The organism is Escherichia sp. 10290, from assembly GCF_030295155.1.
In the GTDB taxonomy this organism is placed as follows: Bacteria; Pseudomonadota; Gammaproteobacteria; order Enterobacterales; family Enterobacteriaceae; genus Escherichia; species Escherichia coli_F.
Genome location: NZ_AP025741.1, coordinates 3,095,097 through 3,112,697, shown reverse-complemented (window position 1 = coordinate 3,112,697; position 17,601 = coordinate 3,095,097). Strand labels below are relative to the sequence as shown.

The 17,601-nt window shown below is 48.4% G+C and carries 17 protein-coding genes and 1 other RNA gene; 9 read left to right on the top strand and 9 right to left on the bottom strand.

Features of this window, described 5'->3' with window-relative positions; translation table 11 throughout:
- Positions 1-74: 74 nt before the first annotated feature.
- Positions 75-1,001 (top strand): LysR family transcriptional regulator, encoded by a 927-nt coding sequence (locus QUE74_RS15760; RefSeq protein WP_001109784.1) that lies wholly within the window; start codon positions 75-77, stop codon positions 999-1,001.
- A 38-nt stretch (positions 1,002-1,039) separates the two neighbouring features.
- Here QUE74_RS15760 and QUE74_RS15755 read toward each other — a convergent pair whose 3' ends face one another.
- A complete protein-coding gene (locus tag QUE74_RS15755) occupies positions 1,040-1,804 on the bottom strand; it encodes a nucleoside-specific channel-forming Tsx family protein (protein WP_000716371.1) in 765 nt (254 codons plus the stop codon).
- Positions 1,805-2,052: 248 nt separating this feature from the next.
- Between QUE74_RS15755 and xapA the strand changes: the two genes are divergently transcribed.
- Genes xapA through xapR form a run of 4 tightly spaced genes read left to right on the top strand, consistent with a single transcriptional unit; the run spans position 2,053 to position 5,339 of the window.
- Complete coding sequence (gene xapA / locus QUE74_RS15750; RefSeq protein ID WP_000283879.1) at positions 2,053-2,886, top strand: xanthosine phosphorylase; 834 nt, start codon at positions 2,053-2,055, stop codon at positions 2,884-2,886.
- A gap of 60 nt (positions 2,887-2,946) precedes the next feature.
- Positions 2,947-4,203, top strand: a complete 1,257-nt coding sequence (gene xapB / locus QUE74_RS15745; protein WP_000020390.1) for a xanthosine/proton symporter XapB — start codon at positions 2,947-2,949, stop codon at positions 4,201-4,203.
- 52 nt (positions 4,204-4,255) lie between these two features.
- The gene (locus tag QUE74_RS15740; RefSeq protein ID WP_000651752.1) at positions 4,256-4,414 is read left to right on the top strand and encodes a DUF1427 family protein; all 159 of its coding nucleotides are present in this window, start codon (positions 4,256-4,258) and stop codon (positions 4,412-4,414) included.
- A 40-nt stretch (positions 4,415-4,454) separates the two neighbouring features.
- Positions 4,455-5,339: a DNA-binding transcriptional regulator XapR gene (gene xapR, locus QUE74_RS15735; protein WP_001354806.1), complete on the top strand. Its 885-nt coding sequence runs from the start codon at positions 4,455-4,457 to the stop codon at positions 5,337-5,339.
- A gap of 110 nt (positions 5,340-5,449) precedes the next feature.
- Here xapR and QUE74_RS15730 read toward each other — a convergent pair.
- The 8 genes from QUE74_RS15730 to QUE74_RS15695 all read right to left on the bottom strand — a co-directional run bounded on the left by QUE74_RS15730 (position 5,450) and on the right by QUE74_RS15695 (position 12,824).
- A non-coding RNA gene (locus tag QUE74_RS15730) (RtT sRNA) lies at positions 5,450-5,575 on the bottom strand.
- 209 nt (positions 5,576-5,784) lie between these two features.
- Entirely contained in the window at positions 5,785-6,084 is a 300-nt protein-coding gene (locus tag QUE74_RS15725; protein ID WP_000030802.1) for a PAAR domain-containing protein, read from the bottom strand.
- Positions 6,081-6,794, bottom strand: a complete 714-nt coding sequence (locus QUE74_RS15720) for a hypothetical protein (RefSeq protein ID WP_000969802.1) — start codon at positions 6,792-6,794, stop codon at positions 6,081-6,083. Before QUE74_RS15720 ends, QUE74_RS15725 begins: the two co-directional genes overlap by 4 nt.
- A 77-nt stretch (positions 6,795-6,871) precedes the next feature.
- A complete protein-coding gene (locus tag QUE74_RS15715) occupies positions 6,872-7,801 on the bottom strand; it encodes a hypothetical protein (protein WP_000833323.1) in 930 nt (309 codons plus the stop codon).
- A 2-nt stretch (positions 7,802-7,803) separates the two neighbouring features.
- Positions 7,804-8,829: a hypothetical protein gene (locus tag QUE74_RS15710; protein ID WP_000515785.1), complete on the bottom strand. Its 1,026-nt coding sequence runs from the start codon at positions 8,827-8,829 to the stop codon at positions 7,804-7,806.
- On the bottom strand, positions 8,829-10,160 hold the full coding sequence (locus tag QUE74_RS15705; RefSeq protein ID WP_000342837.1) for a hypothetical protein: 1,332 nt from the start codon (positions 10,158-10,160) through the stop codon (positions 8,829-8,831). The genes QUE74_RS15710 and QUE74_RS15705 overlap by 1 nt, the downstream gene beginning before the upstream one ends.
- A 19-nt stretch (positions 10,161-10,179) precedes the next feature.
- On the bottom strand, positions 10,180-10,731 hold the full coding sequence (locus QUE74_RS15700) for a DUF4123 domain-containing protein (protein ID WP_286331550.1): 552 nt from the start codon (positions 10,729-10,731) through the stop codon (positions 10,180-10,182).
- A gap of 20 nt (positions 10,732-10,751) precedes the next feature.
- A complete protein-coding gene (locus tag QUE74_RS15695; protein WP_001138291.1) occupies positions 10,752-12,824 on the bottom strand; it encodes a type VI secretion system Vgr family protein in 2,073 nt (690 codons plus the stop codon).
- A gap of 438 nt (positions 12,825-13,262) precedes the next feature.
- Between QUE74_RS15695 and tssF the strand changes: the two genes are divergently transcribed.
- The 4 genes from tssF to QUE74_RS15675 all read left to right on the top strand — a co-directional run bounded on the left by tssF (position 13,263) and on the right by QUE74_RS15675 (position 17,186).
- The gene (gene tssF, locus QUE74_RS15690) at positions 13,263-15,110 is read left to right on the top strand and encodes a type VI secretion system baseplate subunit TssF (protein ID WP_001251214.1); all 1,848 of its coding nucleotides are present in this window, start codon (positions 13,263-13,265) and stop codon (positions 15,108-15,110) included.
- Positions 15,074-16,138, top strand: coding sequence for a type VI secretion system baseplate subunit TssG (gene tssG, locus QUE74_RS15685; protein ID WP_000398622.1), 1,065 nt, complete (start codon positions 15,074-15,076; stop codon positions 16,136-16,138). Before tssF ends, tssG begins: the two co-directional genes overlap by 37 nt.
- A 335-nt stretch (positions 16,139-16,473) precedes the next feature.
- Entirely contained in the window at positions 16,474-16,935 is a 462-nt protein-coding gene (locus QUE74_RS15680; protein ID WP_000268495.1) for a hypothetical protein, read from the top strand.
- Complete coding sequence (locus QUE74_RS15675) at positions 16,932-17,186, top strand: helix-turn-helix domain-containing protein (RefSeq protein ID WP_000983502.1); 255 nt, start codon at positions 16,932-16,934, stop codon at positions 17,184-17,186. The genes QUE74_RS15680 and QUE74_RS15675 overlap by 4 nt, the downstream gene beginning before the upstream one ends.
- Positions 17,187-17,601: the final 415 nt, after the last annotated feature.

Below are 17,601 nucleotides of genomic sequence, written 5' to 3'. Positions count from 1 at the left end.
TCGATGGTTCTATTGTGCTTCTTCCAGTTTGAGAAATAAAATTGATTTATTGCATCCATTCATGAAGAAAACAGATGAATTATTCTTTAAAGCAATTAAAGGTTTTCGTCACAGTAGCGCAGGAGAAAAGTTTTAGTCGTGCAGGAGAGCGTATCGGCCTGAGCCAGTCGGCAGTGAGTCACAGTGTGAAGGAGCTGGAAAATCATACTGGTGTTCGCCTGCTGGACAGAACCACGCGTGAAGTGGTGCTTACAGATGCAGGGCAGCAGTTGGCTTTGCGTCTTGAGCGACTGCTGGATGAACTTAACAGCACGTTGCGCGATACCGGGCGTATGGGGCAACAACTGAGCGGAAAAGTTCGGGTCGCTGCCAGCCAGACCATTTCCGCGCATCTTATTCCGCAATGCATTGCTGAAAGCCATCGCCGCTATCCAGATATTCAGTTTATCCTCCACGATCGTCCGCAGCAGTGGGTGATGGAAAGTATTCGCCAGGGAGATGTCGATTTTGGCATCGTCATCGATCCAGGCCCAGTGGGCGATCTGCAATGTGAAGCGATTCTTTCCGAGCCTTTCTTTCTGCTTTGCCATCGCGATAGCGCTTTGGCCGTGGAAGATTATGTACCCTGGCAGGCATTACAGGGAGCGAAATTGGTGTTGCAGGATTACGCGTCAGGCAGCCGACCGCTGATTGACGCAGCGCTGGCGCGCAATGGTATTCAGGCGAATATTGTGCAGGAGATTGGTCATCCGGCGACGCTGTTCCCGATGGTAGCCGCAGGCATCGGCATCAGTATTCTTCCCGCACTGGCGCTACCATTGCCTGAAGGTAGCCCGCTGGTGGTAAAGCGCATTACGCCGGTGGTTGAACGCCAGTTGATGCTGGTGCGCAGGAAGAACCGTTCACTTTCCACCGCCGCTGAAGCGTTATGGGACGTAGTACGAGACCAGGGCAATGCGCTAATGGCTGGGCGGGAAGGGGATCCGTTGTATCAGATATAGAGTGAATTCATACTGCCGGGAGCTCCGGCAGTAATCAATCAGAAATTAAATTTGATGGAGTAGATTATCGCATCCTGGTAAAAATCTTCGCCCAGTTTGTCATCCGCATAACGATACTGAATCCCTGTGGTGATGTGTGAAGTTGCATTCCACCAAAGTGCGACGGCACCATTCAGACCTTCTTTGCCGCCATTACCTGCCGCGTAGGTGGCATCACGATCAAACTCGTACTCGTTCCAGTTGGTGAGGGTGAATTTCTCACTGCCCAGCATAAAGCTGTAACCTGCAACCCAACCGGCGACATAACCGTTATCGCCGGTATAATAGGTTTGGTCTGTATAGCGTTTTGCAAAGAACGGTTTGAACCACCAACCGCTGCCGGTGAAATTGTAGCCGATCCCGTAAAGGAACATATCGTCATGGAAATTCACACGATTCGCAGAACCGTAGGTGCCATACGCATGCAAGTAGAGATTAAATCCGGTGTCACCCAGGTAAATACGGTTGGTATTTTTAAATGTATAACGCTGCTCGCTACCCTGTTTATCATGACGATCATTATAAAAGTTTTCCCAGTCGAAGAACCCGTACATTTCTCCCCAACTAAAGTTAGCGCCGCCTTCCAGTTCCAGATATCCAAAATCATCTTTGTGTGATTTGGTCGACGATTTCTCAGTGGTTCTGCTAGTCCAGTCAAGATAATGAATACCTATATCAGCAAAACCGCCTTTAAATTCTGCATGGGATACTGCTGGTATCGCCAATACAGAAGAGAGTGTCAGAGTAAAAAGATGTTTTTTCATAGCATAATTCCCTATGCCGATCGTTATTAGTTGATTGCTTAATAAAAAGGTTGATTAAAAGCGGCATATTGTTAATGCAAGGGAAAGGAGAGTACCAATACAGTTTTTTCAGCCTATTAATAGTGAAAAAATATAAATATATCGATATCGAATAACTATCGGATACATGAAAAAAGTGTATTGGTATGAGGTAGGGCAATCTCGTTATAAAAAGGCGTTAGATTCCACCCTACAAAAAAAGGATATATATGTATCAGGCTCAGTTTTCTCATAACCCACTGTATTGCGTAGATATTATCAAGACTTATAAACCTGATTTCACGCCACGAGTGGCCTTTATTTTAGGTTCCGGGCTGGGCGCGCTGGCCGATCAGATTGAGAACGCGGTCGCAATTTCCTACGAAAAGCTGCCTGGGTTCCCGGTAAGTACCGTACACGGTCATGCGGGTGAGCTGGTGCTGGGTTATCTCCAGGGGGTGCCAGTGGCGTGCATGAAAGGTCGCGGACATTTCTACGAAGGTCGTGGGATGACCATCATGACGGATGCAATCCGTACCTTTAAGTTGCTGGGCTGCGAGTTGCTGTTCTGCACCAATGCGGCTGGCTCACTGCGTCCTGAAGTGGGGGCCGGCAGTCTGGTCGCATTGAAAGATCACATCAACACCATGCCGGGAACGCCGATGGTGGGTCTTAATGATGAACGTTTTGGTGAGCGCTTCTTCTCGCTGGCGAATGCCTACGATGCGGAATACCGCGCACTGTTACAAAAAGTGGCGAAAGAAGAGGGGGTCCCTCTGACGGAGGGCGTGTTCGTCTCGTATCCGGGGCCGAATTTCGAGACTGCGGCGGAAATTCGCATGATGCAAATTATTGGTGGGGATGTTGTTGGTATGTCTGTGGTGCCTGAGGTTATTTCAGCTCGCCATTGCGAACTTAAAGTCGTTGCGGTCTCTGCGATTACCAACATGGCGGAAGGTCTGAGTGACGTGAAGCTTTCTCATGCCCAAACGCTGGCAGCAGCGGAACTCTCAAAGCAAAACTTTATTAATCTTATTTGCGGCTTTCTGCGCAAAATTGCCTGAGTAAAACAACAATAAACGGCCTCACTGAGTGAGGCCATATGATGCGACAAGGAAACGATTATGAGCATCGCTTTGCGCTTAAAGGTAATGTCCTTTTTGCAATATTTTATCTGGGGGAGCTGGCTGGTTACCCTCGGTTCTTACATGATTAATACCCTTCATTTCACCGGCGCTAATGTTGGCATGGTTTACAGTTCCAAAGGGATCGCCGCGATTATTATGCCTGGTATAATGGGGATCATCGCAGACAAATGGCTGCGTGCAGAACGTGCATACATGCTGTGTCACCTGGTGTGTGCAGGCGTACTTTTTTATGCGGCATCCGTAACTGATCCGGATATGATGTTTTGGGTGATGTTAGTCAATGCGATGGCGTTTATGCCGACTATTGCGTTATCGAACAGCGTCTCTTATTCCTGTCTTGCCCAGGCAGGGCTTGACCCGGTGACCGCTTTCCCGCCCATTCGCGTTTTTGGTACGGTGGGGTTCATTGTCGCCATGTGGGCAGTAAGCCTGCTGCATCTGGAATTGAGTAGTCTGCAACTGTATATCGCGTCCGGTGCGTCATTGCTGCTGTCGGCTTATGCGCTGACTTTGCCGAAGATTCCGGTTGCGGAGAAAAAAGCGACTACATCGCTTGCCAGCAAGCTGGGTCTGGATGCCTTCGTGCTGTTTAAAAATCCACGCATGGCTATCTTTTTCCTCTTCGCCATGATGCTGGGTGCGGTGCTGCAAATTACCAACGTTTTTGGCAACCCGTTCCTGCATGATTTCGCCCGTAATCCTGAGTTTGCTGATAGCTTCGTGGTGAAATATCCGTCCATTTTACTGTCAGTTTCACAGATGGCTGAAGTCGGTTTCATTCTGACGATACCGTTCTTTTTGAAGCGTTTCGGTATTAAAACCGTCATGCTGATGAGTATGGTGGCGTGGACGCTGCGCTTTGGCTTCTTTGCCTATGGCGATCCATCACCAACCGGGTTTATTTTGCTGTTGCTGTCGATGATTGTTTACGGTTGTGCATTCGATTTCTTCAATATTTCTGGTTCGGTCTTTGTCGAACAGGAAGTTGATTCCAGCATTCGTGCCAGCGCCCAGGGCCTTTTTATGACGATGGTAAATGGCGTCGGCGCATGGGTTGGCTCGATTCTGAGCGGTATGGCAGTGGATTACTTCTCGGTGGATGGCGTAAAAGATTGGCATACCATTTGGCTGATGTTTGCAGGGTATGCTCTTTTCCTCGCAGTGATATTTTTCTTTGGGTTTAAATATAACCATGACCCTGAAAAGATAACGCATCGTTCAGTTACACATTAAAAGGATTCGCAGCTCTGTTCCTTGGGGCTGCTTTCATGATAAAGGTTAATTAGTGAAAGATATTTTATTTTCTTCTGGCGTTGGTTTTGGCATTGGTGCTTTGTTTACAATCGTGCGATTACCTATTCCTGTTCCAAATGTATTGCCGGGTATATTATCCATCGTGTTTATGTATGTCGGATATCTGGTGGTGAAATACTTTATGCCATGATAATTTAATACGATGTATTTTTTATATGGAGCACTTAATTATGGAACGCATATATAGAACAGATCTTAAGTTGCTCCGTTATTTTCTTGCCGTAGCGGAAGAGTTGCATTTTGGTCGCGCAGCAGCGCGTTTAAATATGTCTCAGCCTCCGCTCAGTATTCATATTAAAGAGCTGGAAAATCAACTCGGCACGCAGCTTTTTATTCGCCATTCGCGCAGCGTCGTACTGACACACGCGGGCAAAATCTTGATGGAAGAATCGCGTCGATTGCTGGTGAATGCAAATAATATATTGGCTCGGGTTGAACAAATAGGTCGGGGAGAAGCAGGGCGGATTGAACTCGGGGTTGTGGGAACGGCAATGTGGGGACGGATGCGCCCGGTTATGCGGCGATTCCTTAGAGAAAATCCTAACGTTGAAGTTCTGTTTCGCGAAAAGATGCCCGCGATGCAAATGGCCTTGCTGGAACGCCGCGAACTTGATGCCGGGATCTGGCGAATGGCGACAGAACCACCGACTGGTTTTACCAGCTTACGGTTGCATGAATCGGCGTTTCTGGTGGCGATGCCTGAAGAGCATCATCTCTCATCATTTTCCACCGTCCCGCTGGAAGCGCTACGTGACGAGTATTTCGTTACAATGCCGCCCGTGTACACTGACTGGGATTTTTTGCAGCGAGTTTGCCAGCAGGTGGGATTTTCACCGGTTGTTATTCGCGAAGTTAATGAACCGCAAACGGTACTCGCCATGGTCAGTATGGGTATTGGTATCACATTGATAGCGGACAGCTACGCGCAGATGAACTGGCCCGGTGTCATATTCCGTCCGCTCAAAGAACGCATCCCGGCAGACTTATATATTGTTTATGAAACGCAGCAGGTGACGCCCGCGCTGGTTAAACTGCTGGCGGCGTTGGCGCAGTAGATGAGAGGCACGGGAACTGCCGGACATAGTTGGTCTGATAAGCGAAGCGCATCAGGCAATTTCGCAAATTGCAGATAGTAAAAAAGCGCCTTTAGGGCGCTTTTTTACATTGGTGGGTCGTGCAGGATGACTCGCTTCGCTCGCCCTTCGGGCCGTCGCCGCGAGCGGCTCCGTTGTTTCGCTGCGCTCAACTCGAACCTGCTGCAGGTTCGAATCTTTGAGTATCGCAGATAGCAAAAAAGCGCCTTTAGGGCGCTTTTTTACATTGGTGGGTCGTGCAGAATCCTTATTCAGACTCTAACCTTTTGAAAAATCAAGAGATATAACACTAACAACCATCACTGTGGGCCTAATTATAGGCCCATTTTTGAAAGCTGCAAGTAAGAATTGATTTTGGTGATTTAAGTGCACAATTTTCAGGCAGCGCGGGAGTTGCAGCGGCATATCAGGAGATCATTAACCCGGATTCACCTTCCACGATCACACCACCATGTTCGGTGGTATCTCCCATACGGGCAACGGCTTTACCGTTAATTTTGAGAACCGTTGAACCGGAAACAATAGTGTCTTTGCTACCGCTACCTTTGCAGGTGAGCTTATCACCCACCAACGCCAGCGGAACACCATTATACGTAACAAAGGTCTGCTGACATTCACTGACCGGGCCACCAATATGTGGGCGGGGGCCGGGATCAACTTTCGGGCAGGTATGGTTATGTCCTTTGAGTACCACGGCTTTACTCATCGTCTGTTCTCCTGCGCAGTTTTTGTGAATATGTCCAGAAGTCGCCAGTAAGCATACTCCTGTTGTCCCAGATTCAGGCAACCATACCACCGTGGATGCAGAGGATCATCAAAACAACGAAATCCGTCATAATATTGGGCTACTGCCAGTAGCACTTCGGCCTGTCCGCCGGATTCATAGCGGGATAGCGCCCGCCTTGCACTAGCCATCAGTTGTCGGTATATATTTTCATATAGCTCAACTGTTGGCGAAAAAGCCGTTCTTTTTTCCACCGTATACAGGCGGGTGAAAATCTGACCACTCCCCAGCCAGGCATTGTGATATTGGGGGATAATGCAGTGAGGCGTATCCGGCCCCCAGGAATGTTTATAGTGTTCACTAAGCCAGTCAACAGACCAGTCATCTTTATGTGCTATCAGGTATGCAGGTATAGTCTCATCTTGCGGGGATGTCTTTGCACTAATGTAGTGTTCAACAATTTTCTGCAATTCCGTATAGCGGACATCCTCCATAAAAAACGATCCCAGGCACAATCTGGCACTGGCAATATGTATAGCAAGCAATTGATCAGGAACTTTTTGAGTCTCAGTCCATTGATAGCTCTGTCTGATTAATTCATCAATAGCGGATGCGGGAAGCTTTCTGTCGGTAATAACCTTACCAAAGCGGTTTACCAGCCAGACGCGGCCCTTTTTCAGAAATTCCATCATCCGGTGCTCCGCCAGACTACGGTAAGTTGCTTCTGTTATCCTCATGACTTCAGCCTCTCCCTTACGCTATTGCAACATTATTTAAAAAGCGTTTTTGTAAAAGCCAATTCCGGGTTAATGGCGATCAGTTTATCCAGCAATGGATAAAACCACTCCGGGGCATTCCAGCGGCTGAAATCGGGGCGATGATCAATTGCCAGCGGTGTTTTTAACAGCGGATGATCGATTTCTGGGGTGGAAAGACCATGCTCTGCCCGAAAATTTTTTACTGCCTGATATTCAAACGGCCAGAGCAGCAATTCTCGGTCTTCAATTTCATAACCATTTCTGGCATATTCGTCTTCAGTTGTTTCGGTACGTGCCGACCATTTAAGATGGTTATCGCAAAGTGCTGTCAGCCACTCCTTCAGCAAGACTTCATTCTGTGTGTAGAGCGCTTCTTTTACAAACTGGGTATAAAAACGATCAGAGGGGATACCAAATGTCTCCCAGTTGATAGTTTGTTTCTGTTCGCTGGCAAGCATTTCAATTGCCAGCACAATCATTTTTTGCGGTTTAAGCTTTTTAGCTTTTGCTACGTCAAAGTTTTTCAAACCTTGGGTGAAATAAGGATAATAAAGACGGGCGATATCAAGACGATGCGTTGCCATAAATGATAGGAGTGGAATTCCTTTCTTATAGAAAAAACCATCTAAGAAACCTGTGGTTTTAGAATATTGAATGGCTTCACAAAACAAATTCATGGATTTACATGCAACATAATCACATATTAACGAGTTATCCTCTTTGTTTTTGTAAAATAAATACCACGCATATAGATAACAAAAGGATGAAGCTGCATCATAGAATATATATTGTGAATCAGATATTTCCTCGCCATTCGAATTGCCCACTTCTAATAAAGCATCAGAAATATCCTCATTGGAAATGTTTATATATCTGTTAACATCCATGTTAAAGGAACTTTCATTAACAAAATAAGAATGAATTTCATTGTATCTTTTCAATTTTAATTTCCTTCTTTTTGAGGAAGACTACTGTGAAAAGGAATATCCGTTTTAAATTTATCTTTGACTATTTTTGCATCACCAAACCACAAGGAAATAGATGACATTCCCTCTGGGCAAGCTATGTTTTCAATTAATTTATATTCTTCGTTTATACCTTGACCAATAACAAGTCCTATAACGCCCATTTCACCATTAGGTTTATTTTGATCTCGAAGTGCTTTTAGCAATTTTTTTACATTTCTTCGTTTTTCATCATCCATCACATAACCACCTGGATTTTCTTTATTCATTTTTAACGCATTTTCAATTCTCTCTATAGCATAGTCAATGGCTCCCTCCTGTTTCTCTGATAAAATACCTTCATACTGCGTAAAATCACCTGCATCGTCACCATGACATGCCTTTGTTTTTACTTCACAGATCAGCCAAAAATCATCCGGCGGCGGTGAAGGGTTTTTTACTTTAGCAACAAGATCAAGGCCGTTTTTGGTTTTGACGTGCTGAACCGACATCACCGAACCTTCTACTACGCTGAAGTTAACGGTAGCCGTTGCCTGTTTAGCCTCCTTATTATAGATATGAAATTGTGCATTTCCCTGTTTCATCTTCCTGGCGAGAAGCACCTCGCCAACATCACCAGTAAACTGATTGATTTTCAAAGAAAATAAGCTATCAAAAATCTTATTTTTAATCAAAAAATTAGCAACCTCAGTTGCGCTCATGCCAATTTCTGTATCGCCATTAACCTTTACGCGAAATGTTGCGTGTGTTGTACTGCCAGGCTCAAGCTCTGACTCAATACGTACAATTGCTTCCGTTGCATCTTTATTACCGGAACCTGACGCATGTGTTATCCCTACAGTAATCCTGGTCGGGCCGGCTTGTTCTTCAAAAGTGGCAAAGGCCGTATTGGCTCTGAGGACTTCAGCCTCGGCTTCTTTTACTCTTTTCGCATCATTAATCGCACGCCGGTTTACCTGCGTAACATTTACTGCATCTTCGATAGCCCCTGTACCTTTTCCCATTATTTTTCCACTCCCTGGTCTTCATTCTCAATCTTCATTGAGGAAACCTCTACTTCATTTACCAGTGCAACCTTACTGCCAAGGTAAGCGCCGCCACCACTGGTAACTAATGCTGAAGCAAATTTATATTGTGGTTTTTTACCAAATACCATCAGGGTATTTATTGCATGAAAGGCCACTTCAATATTATGTCCCCCACCTGATTTTTTATCCAGATAGCGGGAAAACTCAAGCAGTGGATTATATCCATCGGCTTTTGAACCAAGCCACCGATTACGCAGTTTATCCGCTACCTCAATACCATGATTGACATCCACAACAAGCATGGCAATACGAAGAACCTTCATTGAACCTTTTAAAAAAATAGTCCCGGAAACAATAGCAGCAATCGTCAGAAGTGCATCAGCGACCTCTAAAATAACATCCCTTACAACATCAAGAGACCGGTTCTCATCAGCCTGATTAAGAACGGCACGGATAAATTCTTCCGCCAGATCAGAGGGGGATTTATGTAATGGGCCGGCCAGTCTTTCAGGACGACTTCCTGCACTATTTGTCGCCAGCTCACCATATATCAGCGATACATCAAGTGTTTCATATGGACGGTATTTCAGTTGCTCATCGGTTAACACATCCCGGTATTCAGCAGGAAGACCTATCGGAACTTCTGCATCTCTGTAGATATAAATATCCGGCGCAACCTCAACAACAAAATCATCTCCCCAGAATGTACTGCCATGAGTTCTGGCATGTTCCACTTTATAATTATTACTGTAATAAGGGATAATATTTGCACCAACCTCATGGTATCTTAATTTAAATTTAGCATCTTCCAGTTGAACGGTTTCTCCTTTATATTTAACAGCAAACCCGTTGCCGTCTGGGCTTTCCCTGGCCTGTTCGTCAAAAAGCAGTGCAAAATTGAGAAATGCTTCATCCCCAAGTTGTTTTCTGACGGCATCAAAAAACGCATCCATTGCCACAATTTCTTTTGCTGTTTCAATAGCATTTCTTTCCGCATCCGTTAAATCTGGCGAGTCCTGTATTGTTGCATAACGGGTGATTTCATTATTCAGACTACGGAGTGGAATACCTCGCTGTAAATGTACCTGTGAGGTCTTCTTATCCACTGGCTCAAAGAAAGATCCCATGAAACTGGCTGTATTCTTATAAAAGTCTTCTATCGCCTGCTGTCCCTCAGCCGTTGAGCTGTCAAACTCCACAAAAGCGCCAAATGGTTTCAGCGGGCATGTTGCTGTTGCGCTTTTTGCATCACACGGTATTGCGTCAGAAGGAATGCTTCCCGTTGCCGCTCCGTCAGTATCATCCATCACTTACACTCCTTTTTTGCTATATAAAGACCAGACTATTTTTTTCTTTTGGGTTTTCACAAATAATATTTGTCAGTCCGGTGGTAAATTCTGCAAAATCGTCCGCAGGTAAAAAAGGAATAAAATCCCGCACTGTTTCAGGCGCATAATACCGGAACATGACCCACATTTTATTTACCTCATCATAAAGCTGATTAAATTTTCGCAGATGATGAGTCAGTTCATTCAGGGAAAGATAGCTGCGGATAAAAATACCCCAGCCATTACCCCGGCTGCTTCTTATCAGCCATTCCGTAAATGGCTTATCTTTTTCCAGCCGGACGATATAAGGCGCATAAAGAGAAAACTGTTCTCCCAGTTCACCTTTCCATAAGCATGACCATTCCGTCTCATACGCATCAAGTAAAACGGCAATATCCGGTTTTTTTAATGCATCAATGATGGCATAAGTGTGGCAGTCAGTTATTTTACTGGCAGATATCACTGATATATCATCAGATGCTGTTTTTTCCGGCATACTGAAAAGAAAGCCTGTCAGCGCATCCTGGTATAATTGTGTATCTTCCGGCACATCAATAATTTTCAGTCGGCTCATTTTTTCCCGTCCTCTTCTTCGGCCTGTTTTGCTTTCGCACAGATTTCGCAGAACGGTTTGCCCTCATTCACCATCGCCGTCAGTGCTTCCACCTGATCCACGCCGCCGCCCCGGATATCCATTGCTGGCGTCAGGATCTGAAGTTTTTTTGCCTTTATCGTAACGCCACCACCATCAATGGTCAGACTGCCGCCAGGCCCGGCGATCACCAGTCGCTCTCCGGCGTGCATAATGTATTTATTGGTCTGCGAAAAAATCTTCGTATTTACCGTTTCATCCTTCACGCCCTGGATCACCACCGTTTTATTGCCGCCAATATCGTCCAGGGAATCAGCAAATATTTTCTTTCTTTCCGAACTGTTCACCACCAGCGTCCGGTTTCTGTCCACTTCGATTTCCTGATCCTGAACCACCCGGACAACGGAGTTCCTGCCGATGGTTTCATAGTGATCCCGGCCCACATCTGTTTTCTTGTCCTGACCAATGGTTTCCTGCTGGTCAACGCCCACGCTTTTGGCGCGGTTATTACCGATGGTATGGCTTTCATCGTGCAGAATTTCCGTCACATGGTCTTTCTGCGCGTGCATATAGACCTGTTCCCGGTTTGTGGCGTCTTCAAAACGCAGTTCATTAAAACCCTCGCCCCGGTAGGTCTGCGTGCGGATAGTGGTCTGCGTTTTCGTTTCCGGTAAATCCCCCGGCGAGCGATTTTTCTCATGGTAGGTGCGCCCCATGATGATCGGCTGGTCAGGATCACCGTTTAAAAAATCGACAATCACCTCCTGACCCACACGCGGAATGGCAAGATGACCAAATCCCGTCCCGGCCCATGGCTGTGATACTCTGATCCAGCAGGAACTGTTCTCATCCTGTTTGTGATAACGATCCCACAAAAATTTCACCCGCACCCGGCCATGCTCGTCGCAGAAGATTTCCTCACCTTCCGGCCCGGTGACGACCGCTGGTTGTGGGCCATCCACTTTCGGCTTAGGCTGCGGCGTGGGACGCCAGGTTTTATCCGCTGGTATGGCCTGAAACGTATTCACCAGCGTGGTTCCCTGGCCCCGGCTTCCGGGAACGGCCTGCGGCTGCTCGCCGTGCAGTTCGCTGGCGATCACCTGCCATTCCCGGTTCAGATCGTCAGCCGGATGATCGGTCAGCGTAAAGCGCGTACCGGGCCACAGTTTTGGCGAGTTGCTGCATCCCCTGGCGATCTCCGCATCATTGCGCCAGCCTTCCATCTGGTAACGGGTAAAATCTCTGCCATGCTGTTCGTCCTTAAAACGCCCCGGATAGTCCATCACCTCATACTGGTTGCGCTGGCCGTTAAGACTGGCGGCATTATGGCGAAAACGCCCCGGCCAGTCAGGGTATTTGAAGGTGTAGTCTTTGCTGATGACATACGCCGGGCGTATCTGCGCACTGTGGCGGAACTGGCTGATATACTCCGTTTCCGTGGCGCGGGGTTCCGGGTTAAACGGAAGGGGGAAGGCTTCCGGCAGGTAGTAAACTTTATCGCAGAACACCAGCGGCTGATCCTTCCCTTCACGGGCGTGCTCTTCGTAAAAAAATATCCCTTCTTCCGCCAGCAGGCGGCAGAGAAAACCAAAATCAGTTTCACCGTACTGCACGCAGAACTCCCGCGCCGGATGAGGCTCGCCCAGCAGATAAGCCGTCTGCATCACCCGGTTGTCATCCAGCAGGTGCTTAATAATGGACTGAATATCCTGCTGCTGAAAATGGCGAAAATTTTCCCGCAGGCTGCTGCGCCAGAAAGGAGGATGCACCCGCAGGTAGTAGTTCATTTTATGACCGTCATATTCCCCGCGCTCAATCCTGGCTACCAGCCCGGTGATATGGCGCTGTGCGGTATTGTTTTGCCACAGGGTAAGCGTGGCATTCAGTTCCAGCAGTTCCGTAGATTTAAGGTGGATAGTGTCGCTGATGAGATGAAGATCGAGGGTGAATAATGCGGAGTAATGCTGGGTAAGATGAAAGTTTACGACGGCAAAGGTTTCTGTATCAAAATCGCCGATATCAACGGTAAAACGGGTTCCTGTCCGGGGCATAACGTTTCCTTAGCAATAATACGGCTCAGAGATAACGAAATCATTCATGAGCAATATGAATTATGATTAATAATTCGTAAAAGGAATGTATTTTATAATGACTCTTCCTGTTTTTAGTCAAAGTTGTCATTATAATTAATATTATACTAATTAATTTCCAGAAAACTTCTGTAACCAGTAAAAACACTGCTCCGACAACCTAACATAATGTAAATTAACACTATTAACTGGAAATTATCATCTTTAAGTTTACATAAATTCCGTGATGCATATCGCAAAGCGGTGATAAATATATATCCTGTGAAAATGAACTTTGCACCTCCACAGAATATGTTAACGTAATATCATATGGTAGCAGAAGGCTATTAATTAATTATCCGTATTATAAATCTTGTCTGACGCCTTTCTGTTTCTGCTGTATTACGGGAAGGATTACCTATGGCAATGAACGAACGTTTTTACCGGGAAGAACTGGATTATCTTCGTCAGTATGGCGCGCTGCTGGCGCAGGAATATCCCGCCCTGAAATCTTTCCTGGGCAGTAAAAACGCTGATCCGAACGTGGAACGCCTGCTGGAAGGGTTCGCGTTTCTCTCCGGCAGACTGCGGGAAAAAATCGAGGATGAGTTTCCCGAAATCACCGTTCCGCTGATTAACCGTCAGTGGCCCAATTATTTGCGCCCCGTTCCGCCGATGACCGTTATCGAATACACGCCGGACAGCTGCAGGCTTACCGCTCCCCTGACCGTTTCACGCGGTGAGCAGGTGATGAATCCGGGGCAGGACAGCCAGCCGGAAAACAGCCGCCCCGGTGATGAATCAGGGGCTACCGGGGGGCCACCTTCCTGTATCTTCACTTTGTGCCGTGATATCCGCCTCCTGCCGTTGTGCATTGAAACAATACAGAGTCGCAGCAGCCCGCAATCCAGTACCCTTGATCTCATTTTCACCGTGACGGGAAAAGGCCGGATCGCCACCGCCGATCTGAATCAGATCAGTTTCTGGCTGGGCGATGCGGACGAACGCAGCCGCAGCCAGCTTTATCTGTGGCTGTGCCGCCATCGGATCGGAGCCGAACTTATCGCAGCCGGGCAACATTACCCACAGCCGGATCTGGCGTTGTCTCCCGCCGGTTTCAGCGCCAGGGAATCCCTGTTGCCATCTCCCGCCGGAATGCGGGATGGCTACCGGATCTTACAGGACTGGCTCTGTTTCCCTGATGTGCTGTACTTTTTTAATCTCCGCGACGTAGTGGTGCCGGATGGCGTGCTGACCGGCAGTTTTACTCTGCGACTGAATTTTAACCGCCCGTTGCCGGAGGAACTGCACATCAGCCGCGACTCCCTGCGCCTGTACTGCGCCCCGGCGGTGAATCTGTTTGTCCATGACGCCATTCCCTTCGTACCTGACAGCACCCGTCGCGAATATCCGTTGCAGGTCAGCGAAGACTACCCGGATCATTATGATATTTTCAGCGTCAGGGGTATCCGCAACCGGGACAATGGTCCTGAACGCACCGATGGTCTGCGCAATATGATGTTATCCCGTGAGCAGAATGTACTCTCCCTGGATAACGATCAGCCGCGCCCGGAATATCATCGCGAGAAGAAAACCATTTACTGGCGGCACCGGACAAAAACCGCACTGTTACGTGAAACACCGGATCATTTCATTTCGCTGGTTCATTTTGATGGCAGCACGCCAGATGCCTCCCTGATGAGCAGTGAGCCTGTTCTGGTTTCGCTGGTCTGCACCAGTGGTGACAGGCCCTGTTCGCTGGCACCCGGTGATATCTGTGAGGCAGCGGGGCAAAATACCTCCGTGGCGTCATTTTGTAACGTCACCACACCAACAAGACCTGTGCCGCCCGTACCGGATGGCTCCCTGCACTGGTCGCTGCTCAATATTATGACGCTGAACTGGCTGACCATGAATGACGTGGAAGCCCTGAGGGATATTCTGCGTACGCTGGATCGGCATGGCATTCACAGGCCGCTGACGGCGCGCCTGTCGCCGGAAAAGCTGAACGGACTGGAGAAACTGGAAACCCTGCCCACCGATCGCCTTTTACGGGGTGTCGTGATACGCGGCCTGTCGTCCACACTGTACGTCAATCCGCAGCCGTTTTCCTGCGAAGGTGAAATGCACCTGCTGGGAACGGTGCTGTCGCACTTTTTTGCCCTGTACGCCAGCACAAACTCCTGGCATATGCTGACCATGATTAACACAGAAACAAAGGAAGCCTGGCGATGGAAGGAAAGAACCGGTCAGTTCCCCCTGATGTAGAAAACGACACGCCCGATAGCGGAAAACGGAATGAGACACAGGCTCTGCGTGATGCCTGCTACGGCAATTTTTTTGCTGTCACCGATCTGCTGTACCGCAGTCGTGGCGATGCCATTTCACTGAGAACGGAACCGGAGCAGGAAACGGTTCATTTTCGTGCCAGTCCTGACATCGCGTTTCCCCTGCGGGATATTGAATCGCTGGAAAAAAATACCGCCGATCAGTACGTAATGACCACCCGATTTATGGGGTTATCCGGCAGTTCATCACCATTGCCGGGTTACTATCTGGATGAGATGGCCTGGGTGCAGGCACAGGAAGGCGGCAGCACAACGGCGGATTTCCTGAACCTCTTCACCCACAGGTATACGCAATTTTTGTACCACATCTGGCGAAAATACCGCTGGTATATCAGTTTTCGTAATGGTGGAACGGATAAGATCTCACAGCGGATCTATGCGCTTATCGGGCTGGGCAACCCGCGTGTACGGGAACGGCTGGATATCTGCCACAGCAGGCTGCTGGCTTACGCCGGAATATTATCCGGCCCCGGACGTTCACCGGCAATGATCTGCGATCTGATCGCACACTGTTTTGATCTGCATGATGTCAGACTGGAAAACTGGCAGTTTCGTCGGGTGGCTATTCCACCTGATCAGCAAACCCGGCTGGGAAGGTGTGAGCCGGATGCCGAAGGGAAGATGCAGGGTAAATCGGTGCTGGGCGTTAATTTTGTTCTCGGCTCGCGCGTACCGGATTACAGTGGGAAATTTATGTTGTGTATCAGTAACCTGTCACTGCCGCGATATATGGCCTTTTTGCCCGACGGTGAGGAATACCTGGCGCTGACCACCTTCGTGGCTTTCCTGTTGCGCGATCAGTTTGCCTGGGAGCTGCGGTTAAGTCTTGTGCCAGAGCAAATTGGTGGAATGCGGCTGGGGGATAAGAGAAGCTCTCAACTGGGGAGAACCAGTTTTATTGGTAAGCCGCCACGCGAACCCTTTGTGACCATACGGGTCAGGGGATAAAGCCTGTACTGGCAATTGTTCCGGCCTGCGCTTTGCGATCCGTCCTTCCAGAAAATCACTTGCCACCTTTTATGGGTCATTGTATCGTTGCGCCGCGTCTGCAAAATCAGGCGTCGGGATTGGTCTCCCGGTTATAACTCGTTGACGGCATATGACATTTCTGTGTCATTTCTGTGCCGTGCGTTCGGCTGCACTTCTATGGTGGGGCCGGGTGGGGGCGTTGAAAGACGCGCCGGTTCCCAACGAGACCGGTAAGACCAACTCCGTCCGGTTCCACCACCCGTAAGATTGGTCTCTTCAGTGGTGGAAAATATATTCTCGTTGGAGGCCACATTATGGCTGTTATTTCTGTTCATAAAGACGATTTACTTACCATCCCCTTCAGTGCCGCTACTGATTTCACCGATCTGGCTGCTCACTGCGATCGCTTCGCCCAGACCCTGATCGAATGCCACAATCCTGCGCTAAAAATGGCGCTCTGTGGCAGGCTTAATACCTGCCTTGCACTGTTGCGGCCCACGCTGAACGAGCCGATCCCGCCGCATCTGATTGACGGTTTTATTACGAATGATTTTCCCGATGTTTCACCCGGTTTTGAACCTGATGCAGAATCACTCTGCGATTACTGCCTGGCGCTGACACAGATACTGAATGGTCACTCACTGTTACCTGAAACCGAAACCACGCTGACCGGGCTGCTGTGCGAGCTGGTCTGGTATTTTGCTGACAGTCTGAAAGCCCCGCACTGGATACGTACCGCTGACGGCGTACAGGTTATCGACGGGAGGCCAGCATGATGCAGCCGGACTGGCATCCCGCTGATATTATCGCGGGACTGAGAAAACGGGGGACATCGCTGGCTAAGGTGTCCCGCAGCGCGGGACTGGCGTCCGCCACGCTGGCAAACGCGTTGACCCGTTCGTGGCCGCGCGGCGAAAAACTCATTGCGGATGCGCTGGAAACATCACCGGAAATTATCTGGCCCTCCAGATATTTCGATAATCAGGGCAACCGCATTGTAAGACTTATGCGAGAGCGGCGCTCCTGATGGCAGAAGCGTCAGATACAAGGTTACGGTAAAATATCTCCCGGCTCTCTGCCTGCTTCTGCTGGCAGAGAGCCGGGAGAAGACAAGCGAAGCGCGGCAGTTTTTCAGTCACGAAGTAAGCAAACAATCTTTTAAACGCAAAAAACGTTTTTTCTTTCTGCGCCAGAAATAACGGTGTAATCTCCCTCCTGCACTATGCCTTCGGGCACCCTTTGGCTTCATGGTCTGCAAGAAGCCCCTGATTTATCAGGACGACCAGCCCTTGCTACCGGTACGACCTCCGCAATACCGGAACGCGAAAGCGTTTGAGGCGAAGTAATTACACACCGGACAGCCCCATCGTCATCGTTTTACCGCAACGGCCTTCACTGGCTGCAAGGTTTCTCTTTGCCGGAATTTCTCCGGCCTGCTTATC